Source organism: Marinomonas primoryensis, from assembly GCF_013372285.1.
GTDB classification, from domain to species: Bacteria; Pseudomonadota; Gammaproteobacteria; order Pseudomonadales; family Marinomonadaceae; genus Marinomonas; species Marinomonas primoryensis.
On the sequence record NZ_CP054301.1, the window covers coordinates 3,731,268 to 3,747,097 of the forward strand.

The 15,830-nt window shown below is 45.8% G+C and carries 14 protein-coding genes; 7 read left to right on the top strand and 7 right to left on the bottom strand.

Going from position 1 to position 15,830, the window contains the following annotated elements; genetic code table 11:
• Nucleotides 1–117 precede the first annotated feature (117 nt).
• Entirely contained in the window at nucleotides 118–2,562 is a 2,445-nt protein-coding gene (locus tag MP3633_RS17400) for a penicillin-binding protein 1A (protein WP_176336488.1), read from the top strand.
• 58 nt (nucleotides 2,563–2,620) lie between these two features.
• Here the strand turns inward: MP3633_RS17400 and MP3633_RS17405 are convergent, their stop codons facing one another.
• The 4 genes from MP3633_RS17405 to rpmE all read right to left on the bottom strand — a co-directional run bounded on the left by MP3633_RS17405 (nucleotide 2,621) and on the right by rpmE (nucleotide 5,720).
• Nucleotides 2,621–3,181: an LOG family protein gene (locus tag MP3633_RS17405; RefSeq protein WP_176336489.1), complete on the bottom strand. Its 561-nt coding sequence runs from the start codon at nucleotides 3,179–3,181 to the stop codon at nucleotides 2,621–2,623.
• Between the two features lie 93 nt (nucleotides 3,182–3,274).
• Nucleotides 3,275–4,543, bottom strand: coding sequence for a malic enzyme-like NAD(P)-binding protein (locus MP3633_RS17410; RefSeq protein ID WP_176336490.1), 1,269 nt, complete (start codon nucleotides 4,541–4,543; stop codon nucleotides 3,275–3,277).
• Nucleotides 4,544–4,713: 170 nt separating this feature from the next.
• Nucleotides 4,714–5,496, bottom strand: a complete 783-nt coding sequence (locus MP3633_RS17415; protein ID WP_176336491.1) for a thermonuclease family protein — start codon at nucleotides 5,494–5,496, stop codon at nucleotides 4,714–4,716.
• Between the two features lie 8 nt (nucleotides 5,497–5,504).
• Nucleotides 5,505–5,720, bottom strand: coding sequence for a 50S ribosomal protein L31 (gene rpmE, locus MP3633_RS17420; RefSeq protein ID WP_112135053.1), 216 nt, complete (start codon nucleotides 5,718–5,720; stop codon nucleotides 5,505–5,507).
• Nucleotides 5,721–5,987: 267 nt separating this feature from the next.
• On the opposite strand from rpmE, the gene MP3633_RS17425 reads away from it, so the two are divergent.
• From MP3633_RS17425 to MP3633_RS17450, 6 genes are all read left to right on the top strand, one after another.
• Nucleotides 5,988–8,219: a primosomal protein N' gene (locus tag MP3633_RS17425; protein WP_176336492.1), complete on the top strand. Its 2,232-nt coding sequence runs from the start codon at nucleotides 5,988–5,990 to the stop codon at nucleotides 8,217–8,219.
• A 66-nt stretch (nucleotides 8,220–8,285) separates the two neighbouring features.
• Nucleotides 8,286–8,903 carry an SPOR domain-containing protein gene (locus MP3633_RS17430; protein ID WP_112135057.1) on the top strand — a complete coding sequence of 206 codons (618 nt, stop codon included), beginning with the start codon at nucleotides 8,286–8,288 and terminating at the stop codon, nucleotides 8,901–8,903.
• A gap of 119 nt (nucleotides 8,904–9,022) precedes the next feature.
• Complete coding sequence (gene hslV / locus MP3633_RS17435) at nucleotides 9,023–9,574, top strand: ATP-dependent protease subunit HslV (protein ID WP_112135059.1); 552 nt, start codon at nucleotides 9,023–9,025, stop codon at nucleotides 9,572–9,574.
• Between the two features lie 54 nt (nucleotides 9,575–9,628).
• The gene (gene hslU / locus MP3633_RS17440; RefSeq protein ID WP_176336493.1) at nucleotides 9,629–10,951 is read left to right on the top strand and encodes an ATP-dependent protease ATPase subunit HslU; all 1,323 of its coding nucleotides are present in this window, start codon (nucleotides 9,629–9,631) and stop codon (nucleotides 10,949–10,951) included.
• A 58-nt stretch (nucleotides 10,952–11,009) separates the two neighbouring features.
• Nucleotides 11,010–11,393: a gamma-butyrobetaine hydroxylase family protein gene (locus tag MP3633_RS17445; RefSeq protein WP_176336494.1), complete on the top strand. Its 384-nt coding sequence runs from the start codon at nucleotides 11,010–11,012 to the stop codon at nucleotides 11,391–11,393.
• 30 nt (nucleotides 11,394–11,423) lie between these two features.
• Nucleotides 11,424–12,041: a ubiquinone biosynthesis accessory factor UbiJ gene (locus tag MP3633_RS17450; RefSeq protein ID WP_176336495.1), complete on the top strand. Its 618-nt coding sequence runs from the start codon at nucleotides 11,424–11,426 to the stop codon at nucleotides 12,039–12,041.
• Nucleotides 12,042–12,084: 43 nt separating this feature from the next.
• Here MP3633_RS17450 and MP3633_RS17455 read toward each other — a convergent pair whose 3' ends face one another.
• The 3 genes from MP3633_RS17455 to argS all read right to left on the bottom strand — a co-directional run bounded on the left by MP3633_RS17455 (nucleotide 12,085) and on the right by argS (nucleotide 15,826).
• Entirely contained in the window at nucleotides 12,085–12,954 is an 870-nt protein-coding gene (locus MP3633_RS17455; protein WP_176336496.1) for a DMT family transporter, read from the bottom strand.
• Between the two features lie 52 nt (nucleotides 12,955–13,006).
• Nucleotides 13,007–13,987, bottom strand: a complete 981-nt coding sequence (locus MP3633_RS17460) for an asparaginase (RefSeq protein ID WP_176336497.1) — start codon at nucleotides 13,985–13,987, stop codon at nucleotides 13,007–13,009.
• Between the two features lie 105 nt (nucleotides 13,988–14,092).
• Nucleotides 14,093–15,826, bottom strand: a complete 1,734-nt coding sequence (argS, locus tag MP3633_RS17465) for an arginine--tRNA ligase (RefSeq protein ID WP_176336498.1) — start codon at nucleotides 15,824–15,826, stop codon at nucleotides 14,093–14,095.
• Nucleotides 15,827–15,830: the final 4 nt, after the last annotated feature.

Genomic DNA, 15,830 nt, shown 5'->3' on the forward strand with positions numbered 1-15,830 from the left:
TTTGGCTTGCGCGCCAATTTTTAACAAGATAACACGATTTGATGCAAAGTTAACCGCCTATTCTTTGATCATCTTAGGTATAATGCCATTTTTCCATCCAGTATTAATTAGGCTTATATGGCTAAGACATTCAAGATACTCTTTTTCCTCGGGCTTTTTGGAGCCTTATGCGCAATTGGAATCACGTATGCAGTTTATTACACGGTCAAAGATCGCATTCCTACTGTTGCCGAACTAAAAGACATTGAGTTACGCATTCCATTACGCATCTACACTGCGGATAACCAACTCATTGGTGAGTTTGGTGAACAACGCCGTACCCCTATTAATTACTCTGAAATTCCTCAAGGTCTAGAACAAGCTATTTTAGCGGCAGAAGACACCAATTTTTATCATCATCCAGGTGTCGATATTCTCGGTTTAGGACGAGCTGTGATGCAATTGATCACCACCGGACAAAAACAAGGTGGTGGTAGTACGATCACCATGCAGGTTGCCAGAAACTATTTTTTGTCATTCGAACAAACGTACATTCGGAAGTTTACTGAAATTTTTATTGCCCTAAAGATGGAGCGCGAACTCAGTAAACACGAAATTCTTGAGCTTTATGTCAACAAAATCTACCTGGGGAATCGCGCGTATGGATTCGAAGCCGCGGCACAAGTTTATTACGGCAAAAACCTAAACGAGCTAGACCTTGCTCAGCTGGCTATGATCGCCGGCCTACCAAAAGCACCATCTCGCTTTAATCCTGTAGTGAACCCTTCTCGTGCGCTGATCCGTCGGAACTGGATTCTGCAACGTATGCTGTCACTCGGTATGATCGATAAATACGCTTATCAAACAGCAGTTGAAGCCCCCATTACCGCGAAAAACCACGGTATCATGCCAGACATAGAAGCTGGCTACATCGCTGAAATGGTCCGCTCAGAACTTTATAGCACCTTTGGAGATGACCTTTATAGTACAGGCATGACCGTCTACACGACAATCAACGCAGGCAGACAAAAAGCCGCCAACGCCGCCGTGTTCGATGGTGTATTAAATTACGACATGCGTCACGGTTACCGGGGATCTATTGAAACGCGCATCGACCTGATTGACGCACCGCTAGAAGAACAAGAAAAAGCCTTACAAGACATTGATGGATTAAAAGATTGGCAAACGGCGCTTGTCATCTCAACTCAAGAGACCACGGCTGATGTGCGTTTGGCAAACGGCAAACGTGCCACCTTGTCCTGGGATGCAGTAAAATGGGCAAGGCCCTACCTCAGTGAAGATTCACAGGGACCATCGCCCAAGACTGTCGCAGATGTCCTTGTCCCTGGAGACATTGTTCGCTTACGTCCAGACAATAATCTTGAATGGTTGCTAGCACAAAAACCAGAAGTACAAACGGCGTTAATCTCCCTAAACAGCAAAGATGGTGCGATTCAGGCGCTAGTAGGTGGTTTTAATTTTTATGAAAATAAATTTAACCGAATCACTCAATCTAAGCGCCAACCGGGGTCGAATTTTAAACCCTTTATTTACGCTAGTGCATTGGATAGAGGCTATACCGCAGCCAGTATTATCAATGACGCACCTGTGGTTTTTAATGATACAAACCTCGCTTCGGCATGGCGTCCAACCAATGACGGCGGTAAGTTTTACGGGCCTACACGATTGCGCCAAGCGCTTTATCGCTCACAAAACATTGTGTCTGTTCGCTTATTGGACGAGCTAGGAGTTCGCCCAACACTCGATTTCTTACGCCGCTTTGGGTTTGATCCGAATGAACTTCCGCACAACTTATCTTTGTCTTTAGGCAGTGCGAACTTATCCCCTTTGCAAATAGCAACGGGCTTCGCCGTGTTCTCTAATGGCGGATATCAAGTACAGCCGTACCTAATAAATACCGTTATAGACAGAAACAATCAGACCTTATTCCAGGCCAACCCGATCACGGTGTGCTTAACCTGCACCCTGCTTGAAAAAACCACTGATGGCGAACCTCAAATGGGCCTATTTGATACACCAAAGGGCATCCGTAGTTTGCCTGTCGCTCCACAAGTACTGGACCCAGAAGTAAACTATATCGTCTATGACATGATGCGTGACGTTATTAAATACGGCACTGGGCGACGCGCTAGAGTACTTCAGCGCGATGACATTGCAGGAAAAACTGGGACGACCAATGATGGCCGCGACGCTTGGTTTTCTGGTTTTAATGGCAACCTAGTAACCTCAGTTTGGAGTGGCTTTGATAATTCATCCCCTCTGGGTCGTGGCGAATGGGGTGGTTCAGTCTCTCTACCACCATGGATTGACTACATGCGCGATGCGCTGAAAGACACAACGCCTGATTTTGTGCCAAAACCGTCTTCTTTGGTAACCGTACGAATCGACCCCAAAACAGGAGAACGTGCGTTACCGGGGCAATCAAATGCTATTTTTGAGATATTCAGAAAGGATCACGTACCGCCACAACGTGACCTTAATTTGCCATCATTAAACAATAATAGCGGTAATGAGTCTCAAGAAGAAAAACAAGAAAACAACGCACTCGAAAACCTCTTTTGATCATATAGCATACGACTTAGAAAAAGCGTCAGTCTACATCCTGACGTTTTTCAAGTCTCTAACACCATTTAGGCGACGGGGCTTTATACGTCTTAAATGCTGATACTAATGTCTCGGGGGCCTCCGCTTTAATGATCATATCTATATAAGACTGCTTCACAAATCCTGCTTGATGCATGCTATCTACCATAGCGAACAGCGGATCGTAAAAACCATTTATATTATAAAAAGCACAAGGTTTATCATGTAAACCTAACTGACCCCATGTCCATATTTCAAACATTTCTTCCAACGTTCCTACGCCGCCAGGCAGTGCCACAAAAGCATCCGCTAATTCCGCCATCTTGGCCTTGCGCTCATGCATATTAGCAACCTCATGAAGCTCAGTTAAACCTGGGTGGGCAATTTCTTTTGACTTAAGATGAGCAGGAATGACGCCAATCACTCTTCCACCAGCTTGTAATGTCGCATTAGCAATAACGCCCATTAAACCGACGTTACCACCTCCATAGACAACATCAATGCCTTGCTTAGCAAGGTATACGCCCAAGGCTTCCACGCCCTTCACGTAATCAGGTGAATTGCCCTCTGAGGAACCACAATATATTGCGACTTTCATGCTAATACGCCCTATTAACAAATGATAAAAACGCTCATAAAAAAAGGCGATACCTTATTCAGGAATCGCCTTTTTAAACAATACGCATGTTACTTAAGCACCGAAGTGATCAAGACTCTCAAGCGGGTAAAAATCTGGGTATGGAAGCATAGCAACGCCAGAATCAACCGCTGCTTTAGCAACCGCCGCCGAAACCACGTTTAGCAAACGCGCGTCCATTGGTTTTGGCAAGATGTACTCTTTGCCGAAACTCAATGCTAAACCGCCGTACGCTTCAACCACATCAGCTGGCGCTTCTTCTTTCGCAAGATCTTTCAATGCATGAACCGCTGCCACTTTCATCTCTTCGTTGATCTTAGTCGCGCGAACGTCTAAAGCACCACGGAAGATGAAAGGAAAGCCAAGTACGTTGTTTACTTGATTAGGGTAATCAGAACGGCCTGTTGCCATGATCAAGTCATCACGTGTCGCACGAGCCAATTCAGGATTGATTTCTGGATCAGGGTTTGAACAAGCAAACACGATTGGATTTGGCGCCATTTTAGCCAACTGATCAGCAGAGAAAAGATCAGGACCTGATACACCAATAAAAACATCAGCACCATCAATCGCATCGTCCAAAGTACGTTTATCAGTATCAATCGCAAACATCGCTTTAAACTGATTCAAATCGTCACGACCAGAATGAATAACACCCTTACGGTCAAGAACGAAAATGTTGTCACGCTGTGCGCCACAAGCAATAATCAGCTTCATACAAGCCGTTGCCGCTGCACCTGCACCTAGGCAAACAATTTTCGCGTCGGCAATGTCTTTACCTTGAAGTTCCAGCGCATTCAATAGACCAGCCGCCGTTACGATAGCTGTACCGTGTTGGTCATCATGGAAAACAGGGATAGAACAACGCTCGATCAACTGACGTTCAATCTCAAAACACTCTGGCGCTTTAATGTCTTCTAAGTTGATACCGCCGTAGGTGTTTGCGATACGAGCAACGGTATCGATAAACGCTTGCGGGCTTTCAGATTCAACTTCCACATCAACAGAATTAATGCCAGCAAAGCGTTTAAACAACAACCCTTTACCTTCCATTACGGGTTTGCTAGCCAATGGACCTAGGTTACCTAGTCCAAGAATCGCCGAACCATCAGAAATAACAGCCACTAGATTGCCTTTACCTGTGTAACGGTAAGCGGCTTCTGGGTCTTTTGCAATTTCACGACAAGGTTCTGCCACACCTGGGCTGTAAGCTAAAGCAAGGTCACGTGCCGTTGCCGTTGGCTTAGTAATAGTAGAGCTCATTTTTCCAGGTACTGGATACTCATGGTAGTCCAGTGCAGCTTGCTTAATATCTTCTGCCATTATGATGTTTCCGTCTGTTTGGTGTAATTAATTAGTTTTATCGTAGCCAAATAGCGCCTTGTTCCAAAGCCTAGAGAGCTTCAAAAGTGGCACCTTATATTTTTTGATATATCAGAATAGACGATCTACTCATTACTTAAAAGTGCAAAACCATAGGAATATTCTATCAATCAACGATTGGTAGACGCTTTAATTTCAAGCAAATCATTGGGATGTCTTACCGACAGAACCCAAGACTTAAACTCTGAATGTCGACTTTTTCTTTGATGCTGCCAACCTCGCACTTCTATTTCCTTACCTTCAAGATAAAACACTTTTTGGGCAGGCCAATAATCGGTTACGTTGGGTGGCAAATTGATCACTAGATCACGATTGGTTTCTAGCCACCAACCGCCTCGGTTCTGAGTAATTGAAGTGATGGTGACACGAGAAAATGCAAATCCAGCTTTTGGCTGCCATTGCAAAGTTTGCTGCCATAATCCCTTATGCGCATTGCGAGCTGAGTTCTCAGCTGCCTCAAAACATGCTTGATATGCCAGATTTGGAGGGACAGCAATACGATAACCAAGTCCTTCGGATAGTAACTGACTCGTTAATGAAATACGATCTTTATCGAAAAGGTAGTACAAATAGCGACCGTATCTATCACGCTCATCTTTTGCTTTTTGAATGTACACAAAGCGATCAAGACGGGAGCGTAAAAAGTCTGTCGCGTCCACGGCATAAGCCTCATGCTGACCCTTTTTATGGTCGAGCTCTGGCGTGTCAATGCCAACTAATCGAACTTTTCGACCATCGCTAAGGTGTATGGTGTCGCCATCCACTACTCTCTTGATTCGCGCTTTTTCGAGTTCGCCTGTTGCTTCACACGGTTCATTTGCCTGAACAGCAAGGGACAAAAACAAAAAAAGCGCCAAGAAAACTTGGCGCTTTTTTAATGCAATCACTGTCATTCCACCAATTACTTGGCGGTACGACGTGCTCCGAAACGCTTGTTAAAGCGATCAACACGACCACCAGAATCCAACATTTTTTGTTGGCCTGTGTAGAATGGGTGGCAGTTGCTGCATACATCAAGGTGCATGTCTTTACCAGCAGTTGAATTAAGATTCAGAGTGTTACCACAAGTACAAGTAGCAACAAGCGCAGAGTAAGTTGGGTGGATATCATTTTTCATCGTATTTACCTTAAAGTTTGGTGTGCCGCCACTTGGTCGATATAGATGGGCTATTGCCGCGCCAAGCACCGCACGTTTCGTTGTACAGACATTGTACAGTGGTGCCAAGAATCGCGTATTTTAGGTGTCTATTGCCTAATCAGCAACCCTTTTATCATGCTTTTCTTATAAAATTGCCTCTCGCACCGAACCACTACTCTGACGTACACTTAATTCTTCGTCGATATACTCTATTTTTGCTTTACTAAACAAGGTCTAACCTAACGCATGTCCGAGGCGCTTCTTACTCCTTACCCTTTTATCAAAGTCGCTTTACCAGTACCGATGCGCACTTTGTTTGACTACAAAGTACCGAAAGCCATCGCATTAAGACACGAGCTAAAACCAGGCATGCGGATTAAAGTGCCTTTCGGAAAGAGCACCCGCCTTGGTGTTATTGTCGCCTTAAGCGAGACCAGCGACTGGGATCCAGCGCAAGTCAAACCTCTCACGTCATTGCATGATGAAAGCCCCGTCATCACAAAAGAACTCATGGCATTGTGCGAATGGGCCGCGCGTTATTATCATCACCCCATTGGGGATGTGATTTTTCATGCCTTACCAGTACTGTTACGAAAAGGCGAGAACGCTGAGTTCCGCACAGAAAATTGGTGGCTGACGACACCAGAAGGGCAAAAGCTCCCTCTTGACCAACTCAGCCGAGCGCCTCGACAGCAAGACTTTCTTAAAGCCGTTCAACAACACCCGCATGGCTTGAGCCAACACGCGGCATCGGTTCTAGATCTTGCCCCTGCTGCCGGGAAAAGCTTAGAAGAAAAAGGCCTACTCCGAAGAGAGCCTCGCTCCTTTAATAAAGGTGGTGAAAAACACGCCCACCAAACTCAAGTACCTCCTACGCTAAACCCAGAACAAGCGATTGCCACAGAAGAGTTATTAGACTCGCGTCATCATTTTAATGTTGCATTATTAGATGGTGTAACGGGCAGCGGCAAAACCGAAGTGTTTTTACGGGTCATGGAACGCCTCATAGAAGAGGGAAAGCAAATTCTCGTGATGGTGCCAGAAATTGGTCTGACGCCTCAAACATTGAAGCGCTTTGAAATACGCTTCAATACCGACATTGTACTGATGCACTCCAACATGAGTGATCGAGAGCGCCTAGATGCTTGGTTATTGGCCGCCAGCGGTCATGCAAAAATCATCATCGGCACGCGCTCTGCGGCGTTTATTCCTGCACCAAATCTTGGGCTCATCGTGATAGACGAGGAACACGACACCTCTTACAAACAACACGAAGGCTTTCGCTATCACGCTCGAGATCTCGCGATTAAACGCGCGCAAAGCTTAGACATTCCTGTCTTATTAGCATCGGCCACACCGTCCTACGAAAGCCTGACTAATGCGCTTCAAAAGAAATTCACTTGGCTTAAACTTCGTAAGCGAGCGGGCAATGCGCACATTCCAAAAATGGAACGAGTGGATCTTCGAGGAAAAACCTTGATTCACGGCTTTAGCGAACACGCCCTTGCTAGTATCAAACTGTGCTTAGATCGCAAAGAACAAGTATTGATATTCTTAAACCGGCGCGGTTACGCGCCGACGTTAATGTGTCATCAATGCGGCTGGATTGCGGCCTGCGATCACTGTGATGTCAATCTCACTGTCCACAAACGCGCCAACAAACTGCATTGCCATCATTGCGATACGCAAAAAGCCTTGCTACACACGTGTCCAGAATGTCAGTCAGAAGAACTGTTTACCGTGGGCGAAGGCACCGAGCAGGTTGAAACTCAACTCAGCACCCTTTTTAAAGACGTGCCCATTTTACGAATTGACCGAGACAGCACTCAGCGCAAGTCCGCGATGGCAAAGCTGACCCAAAAAATCCATGAGCATGACCAAGCCATTCTGATTGGCACACAAATGCTGGCGAAAGGTCACCATTTTCCGAACGTTACTTTAGTCGTGATTATGGACGCTGACGCAGGGCTGTTTTCCTCAGACTTTAGAGGTATGGAACGCACTGCTCAACTTGTAACACAAGTCGCTGGTCGTGCAGGTCGCGCAAAAAAACCGGGGCATGTTTTGCTGCAAACCTATCATCCAGATCATGCCGCGATCGAATGTTTGTGCAACTTGGGTTACGAACACTTTGCCATCGATGGATTAGCAGAGCGAAAATCGCTCTCGTTACCGCCCTTTTACCATCAAGTCATCGTACGAGCTGAATCCGGCAATGAACAAGAAGCTATGCAGCTTTTGTCTGCGATGCGCAATGACCTTGAACCCCTCTTTGCAAAAGACGTTTATCTGGTTGGCCCTTACGCGGCAATCATTGTTCGTAAAGCAGGCCAGCACCGAGCACTTATTTCCATCAAATCTGCTCATCGTGCGCCTTTACATCAAGCGACCCAAATGATGACAGATTGGTTAGAACAATCCACAAGGCAGCATAAAATTCGTTTCGCAATCGACGTCGATCCACTGGAAACTTACTGATCTAGCAAGCATAATGGGCGCGTCGTAATTGACGTCTAATATTTAAAAAAGCCAAAAGCCCTAATTATGTTTAATCCCATGCAAATAGCAGCAAAAGGAAGTCGTCCCAGAAAAGGCGCGACTCGACGTTCACCTCCTCCGCCGAAACGCAAAACCGCTTGGTGGTTATGGCTTTTAGTTCCCGCTATTCTTGTGGCTTTTATTTACGGATTAATGCAACTCAATCAAGTTGCGCCAACACCCAAATCTAAGCCAGTCGAAAAAATCAAAGCCATAGTAAAACCGCTGCCTAAAGAAATTAAAATCACACCCAAAGAAGTGAAAATAAAACCAGTACCTAAAAAAGACACGTTTGAATTTTATCAAATACTGCAGGACAGCGAAGTCGATACCAGTCATGTTGACGCTTACCAGTCAACACCTCGCGGCGAACAAGATTTTTATTACATGCTACAAGCCGCTTCTTTTCGCAGTCCAGAAGACGCCGACCGCATGAGAGCGAGGCTAATCATATCGGGCTTAGTCGAAGCCAATGTTCGCAAGACCATCGGCAAAGGCGAGCAACCTTGGTACCGTGTTACTCTTGGACCTTATGAATCTCGTTCCAAAATGAATCGGGCTGAAGACAAACTCGTTTCGATGGAAATATCGCCCTACTCTTATAAAGTCAAAAAAGAGCAATAGTCCCCTTCAGATATCCGTCCATATTGCATACATAAAGTGAAAGCGTCTCTTGTGTGCAATCATTGCTTGAAATCCTCTCGCTCGCCCCCATTTTATTAGAATCGAAACTGGAGTAGACCATGACAACGATTCTTACTGTACGTAAAGGCAACCAAGTCGTCGTAGGCGGCGATGGACAAGTTTCTTTAGGCAACACCGTGATGAAAGGCAATGCTCGAAAAGTGCGTCGCTTATATCGTGGAGAAGTGATTGCAGGCTTCGCCGGCGGCACAGCCGATGCCTTCACCCTATTCGAACGATTCGAAGGCCAACTCGAAAAACACCAAGGGCATCTTGTTCGTGCCGCGGTTGACCTTGCTAAAGACTGGCGTTCAGACAGAGCTCTGCGCAAATTAGAAGCCATGCTTATTGTCGCTAACAAAGACAGCACCTTAATCATCACTGGTACAGGTGATGTCGTTGAACCTCAACACGGCGCACTTGCCATCGGCTCTGGCGGTAACTTCGCAGAAGCGGCAGCTCGCGCTCTGATCGACAACACAGATCTATCGGCCAAAGAAATCGTTGAGAAAAGTCTCAACATTGCCGCGGATATTTGTGTCTTCACCAATCACAGTTTAACCATTGAAGAAATCGCGATTGAGCCACAACTTGAAGACCAATCCGCCTAACCCAAGGCCGATACGCGATCCACTACATCATTCAAGAATAGAAGAGAATTGATAATGAGCAGCATGACCCCAAGAGAGACGGTTAACGCCTTAGACAAACACATTATTGGCCAACAAAAAGCAAAACGAGCCGTGGCCATTGCGCTGCGTAACCGCTGGCGTCGCATGCAACTTCCTGAAGAGATACGCGCCGAAATTACGCCAAAAAACATTCTAATGATAGGGCCGACGGGCGTGGGTAAAACCGAAATTGCTCGCCGTTTAGCCAAGCTATCCAACGCGCCGTTCATCAAAATTGAAGCCACAAAATTCACCGAAGTGGGCTATGTTGGTCGCGACGTAGAATCCATTATTCGTGATTTGGTCGAAATGGCCATCAAAATGCTTCGCGAACAAGAAACGGATAAGCTGCGCCATAAAGCCGAAGACGCAGCCGAAGATCGCATCCTTGACGTTTTATTACCGCCAGCTCGTGGCGGAGATCCAGAGTTAGAAGACAGCAGCACACGTCAAACTTTCCGTAAAAAATTACGCGAAGGTCAATTGGACGACAAAGAAATCGACATCGACGTTGCTGATTCACCAATGGGTGTCGAAATTATGACGCCGCCAGGCATGGAAGAAATGACCAGCCAGTTGCAAAACATGTTTTCAAGCTTTGGATCGCAAAAAACCAAAAAACGTAAATTGAAGGTAAAAGAAGCTTTACGCCAAGTCCGAGATGAAGAAGCGGCTAAACTGGTCAATGAAGAAGAACTGAAAGCTCGTGCGGTGTACGCGGTAGAACAAAACGGCATCGTTTTCTTAGACGAAATAGACAAAGTCGCAAAAAGCTCTGAACGCTCAGGCGGTGAAGTATCGCGCGAAGGCGTTCAGCGTGATCTATTACCTTTGATTGAAGGTTGTACCGTCAGCACAAAATACGGCATGATCAAAACGGATCACATTTTATTCATTGCTTCTGGTGCTTTTCATCTGTCTAAACCATCAGATTTGATTCCTGAGCTGCAAGGTCGTTTGCCCATTCGCGTGGAACTGGATGCCTTGACGGTAGACGATTTTAAACGCATTTTGGTTGAACCAAGCGCGTCTCTCACTAAACAGTATGTTGCTCTGGCGAAGACAGAAAATATCAACCTCAACTTTACCGAAGAAGGCATTCAGCGGATTGCTGAGATTGCTTTTCAGGTGAACGAACGTACAGAGAACATCGGTGCGCGTCGCTTACACACTGTGCTGGAACGTTTACTAGAAGAAGTGTCTTATTCCGCCAGCGACATGCCTGACGATCAAACCATTGAAATAACAGCCGCGTATGTTGATGAGCAGCTGGGCGAAATCGTTAAGAATGAAGACTTGAGCAAATACATTTTGTAATGAGTAACACGACGCTTTCACTGAAGGTGTCTACACTTTAAAAAAGGAAATCTGCACCATGGCAACGCCTGCGCCGACAAAAATTCACTACCATAAGCAATCTCGTGAGTTGGCGCTAACGTTCGCCGACGGTCAAGCGTTCCGTCTAAGCGCCGAGTATTTACGAATTCACTCTCCGTCCGCCGAAGTTCGCGGACACGGTATGAAAATGCCGATTCTGCAGTTTGGTAAAAAAGACGTCGCCATTAGTAACGTCGAAGGCGCTGGCAACTACGCGCTAAAAATATCCTTCGACGATGGCCACGACACCGGTCTTTACTCTTGGGACTATCTTTATAATATCGGCCAGAATCATGACGAACTCTGGCAAATGTACCTAGATCGCCTTGAAAAAGAAGGCCAGACGCGTGACACTTCGGTGATACAAATCCATCAGCTTTAGCTTTTATCATTAATCACCGGGAAGATCTCTATGGGTTCACTCAGTTTGTCCGCCATCAGCGCCATTGAAAATGCTATCAACCTAGCGCTTAAGCAGGATCTGCCTTCTCAACATCGCCTGAATAAATTAGCGGGACAACAAGTCTTTCTCTTTGTAGAAGATTTTTCGTTCATATTACAAATTCATATTCTCGAACAAGGCGTCATGCTGCATCGTCCAGAAAGTCTAGACGAAATAGAGCTGGACCCACGCCTTGATACGCTTGTTCAAGGCCCAAGTAACGCGTATCGAAAATTGCTTGAAGGTGATGGCTTTTTTGATGGAGACCTACGCATCCAAGGCAACGCACAAGCTTTGATGACCTTGCATAAAGTCATGGAGAATTTTGAACTCGATTGGGAAGGATTACTGGCGGATTACATCGGTGACTTGCCGGCTTCTGCTTTAGCTCGCTTGCTGCGCATGCAATGGTCTTGGAGCAAAGAATTCACCACCAATACCAGAATACAACTGGTCCACCATCTACAAACCAACAGTCAACTTCTGCCCAGCAAAATTGAATTCGATCATCACGTCGATGAACTCGAACGTTTCGGCACCTTAATTGATAGAGCCGAAGCAAGATTGAATTTACTCGCTAAAAAGTAATCTACATTTTGCATCATGGTTATTTTCTGCCAGTGTGATGTGATTATTCCTTATTGGCTTTAGTTCGACTCAAATACACCCCAGTGATAGTCACCACAAAGCCGACGATCTGAATCGTTGTCATGGACTCTGTGAATAAGAAATAACTTTCTATCGCCGCCAAAGGTGGCGCTAGTAATAAGACGGTTGAGACTTGCGAGGCTTTGACTTTTCTCAGCAACCACACCATTAAAAATACGCCGCCGCCGGACAATACAATCACGCCCCAAAACATCAGTAAGACCGATTCCAGCTGCACGCGAAAAAGGCTTTCACCTAAAATAAGCACAAAACCAAAAGACACCACACTGGCAGCGAGATTTTGTATCGCCATTGAGCTGAAAATATCCGAGGATGATATCGACATTTTTTGATAGGTCACCCCAAGAGACAGAGCAAATATGGCCGAGCAAGCCAAAGCAAAGGTAAATAAGGACACACCGCCGTGATTCATATCCAGCCCTAAGGCGGGGCTCACCACCAACATTAAACCGACCATGCCAATCAGCATACCGACAATGCCTTTTAACGACGTTTTCTCTTTTATTATTAAGAAAGCAAGCAAGGTAACTAACGCCGGTTGTAAAGCACCTATCAGCGCCATGATACCTGCAGGCAAGCCTTTGGCGATGGCGACATAAGCGAAGCCAAGATAGAAGCCATTCATCAGCATGCCAGCGATAATGTGTTTAGGCAGCTCTTTCCACTTAGGAAAATGTCGACGCTGCACCAAGGCAATGGCGAGGAAAAGCAAACCAGCGCAAAAGAAGCGAATACCCAAGTACACGTTAGGATCGATAAGACCGACGATGAGTTTTCCGGTAATAAACCCCGTCGACCAAATAACGACTAAAAGCACATACAAAAACGCCATTTAAATTCCCTTTTAAGTAAGAACAGAAAACGTCACACCAAACTAAAATAACTCAAAAAATAGCTTTTATTTCCTCAGCACTTAACCCTAACCCAATTAGAAAATGCAATTTCACAAACGCTGCCTCATAGGTCATGTCTTCACCAGAAACAACGCCTGCTTGAACCAATGCCGAACCCGCCGCATAAGCACCTGCAGCTACTCTTCCTGCGCCACACTGGCTAACATTCACAATCACTACGTCTCGGCTTGTGGCGGCGTTTAAAAGCGCCAGAAGCGCCGTGTTTTTGTCTGGTGCGTTGCCCGCACCATAACTCAATAACACCGCGCCTTTGACGTTTTCATTTAATAAGCCTTGCCAATGTTCCGCTTGCACACCAGGAAATACAGGCAATATGGTGACCGCACTTTCTTTCATCTCTGGAATTTGAATCGTCATCCGTTGATGCGTCAGATCAACATCACGCCAGCGCCAGTCAATGCCTAACACGCCACGCTCTGGTTGGTGTGGCGAATTAAAGGCTTGCCAGTCACTGGTGTGCGCTTTGTGAGCTCGATCGCCTTCTATCAATCGACCGGCAAAGAATAGGAACACGCCGTTCACGGCTTTTTCATAGACTGACGCTTCACAGGCAGAAATAGCGCCCATGACATTGATCATGGCGTCACTTCGAACTTTGTACATAGGCACTTGCGAACCAGTGACAATAATCGGCTTATCACTATGAGCAAACATAAAAGACAAGGCCGCCGCGGTATAAGCCATGGTGTCCGTTCCATGTAATACAATGAACGCATCAAACGCCTGCCATTTGCTTTGTATGTCGCTAGCAATCGTCTGCCAATCTTTCGGTGTCGCATTCGATGAATCAATTAAATGCTCATAACGTTGGATGACAAAGTCATGAGTAATCTCGTTGGAAGCACCCAACTGTTGAGCCAGCTGCTCAGCAAAGGCCTCATCAGGCACAAGCCCATTGTCAGACGGTACCATACCAATCGTGCCACCGGTGTACGCGATATAAATTTTCATGCCATTCTTTCGCCTCTTTTAACGCATTTTTCTATCTATTAAAAAGGCGCTGTTCCGAGAAGAAAGCGCCTTTCGTTTATTAATTAAACATTATTCAAGCAAACATTACATGCGCTCTAAGGTTTCAATTCCTAACAAAGACAAACCTTTTTTTAAGGTTGACGCCGTATTCAATGCCAATTGTAGACGACTGTTTTTCACATCATCTTCGGCATTCAAAATAGGACAAGCTTCGTAGAAACTCATGAAGGTTCCCGCTAAATCGTACAAGTAGGCGCATAAGAAGTGCGGCATACCATCGTTAGCAACTTGTTGAATAGCTTCTTCAAACTGGCATAGCTTCATCGCTAAAGCTCGCTCTTGTGGTGCTTCAATCTCGATGTCGCCCGCTAAACTTGCGCCATCGATCTCAGAACGCTTAACAATGCTTGCTACGCGAGAATATGCGTATAACAAGTAAGGCGCTGTGTTGCCTTCAAAGCTCAGCATAGTATCCCAATTGAACACGTAATCGCTGGTACGGTTTTTTGACAAATCCGCGTACTTAACCGATGCAATGCCAACAACGCGGCCAATGTTACGCAATTCCTCTTCTCCCATGTCTGGATTTTTGTCGGCCACCAATTGATAAGCACGCTCTTGCGCTTCTTCCAATAAGTCTGACAATTTCGCTACGCCACCGGAACGAGTTTTAAAAGGTCTCCCATCACTACCCATCACGGTGCCAAAAGGCATGTGTTCCAGTTGTGTTTCTGGTTTCACAAAGCCCGCTTTGCGAGACAAGGTGAAAATTTGTTGGAAATGCAAAGACTGGCGTGCATCAACAAAATACAACACACGATTGGCATTCAAGGTATGTTGACGGAAACGCACCGCCGCTAAATCTGTTGTGGCATACAAGAAACCGCCACCCGTTTTTTGTACGATGATTGGTGTAATCTCGCCTTCTTTATTGGCAAACTCTTCCATGAAAACACACTGAGCACCATTGGATTCTTGCAGCAAGCCTTGATCTTTTAACTCATTGATAACGTTCTGTAAGTCATCGTTATAAGCACTTTCTGGCATCACGTGCTGACGTTCTAAAGAAACACCTAACATTTTGTACGTTTCTTCACAGTGAGTCATAGAGATATTAATAAACTCATCCCAAAGCACCAAGCATTCTTCATCGCCAGACTGCAAAGCAACGACTAATTCACGAGCACGAGCCGCGAAGGATTCATCCTCGTCAAAGCAAGTTTTAGCCGCACGATAGAAGGTTTCAAGATCCGCAAGCGCCATGCTGATTTTGGTGTTCTCAGCACGCAAACGTTCCATGTACGCCAACAACATACCGAATTGAGTACCCCAATCGCCTACGTGGTTTTGACGGACAACGTGATGACCCAAGAACTCCAGCGTGCGGACAACGGCATCACCAATAACCGTTGAGCGCAAATGACCAACGTGCATTTCTTTGGCAAGGTTTGGTGCTGAATAATCCACAACAACCGTTTCTGGTGCCTCAACTGGGTTTACATCAAGACGCTCGCTGGTGCGTAATTTCACCAATTCTTTACTCAAAAAAACATTTTTCAAAAAAATGTTAATAAAGCCCGGACCGGCGATTTCCACTTTATCGGCAAGGTCTGATAAGTCCAATTTATCCAACGTCGCGTGAGCAAAATCACGCGGGTTCATTTTAAGCGCTTTCGCGGCGCCCATAATGCCATTGGCTTGGTAATCACCGAAGAGGGATTTCGCCGATTGGCGCACTAACGCTGGCGCCGTATCAGACGCACCAGCGGCAACCATCGCCGCCTGAATACGTAGATTAAGAAGAGTTTGAATATTCACTAAG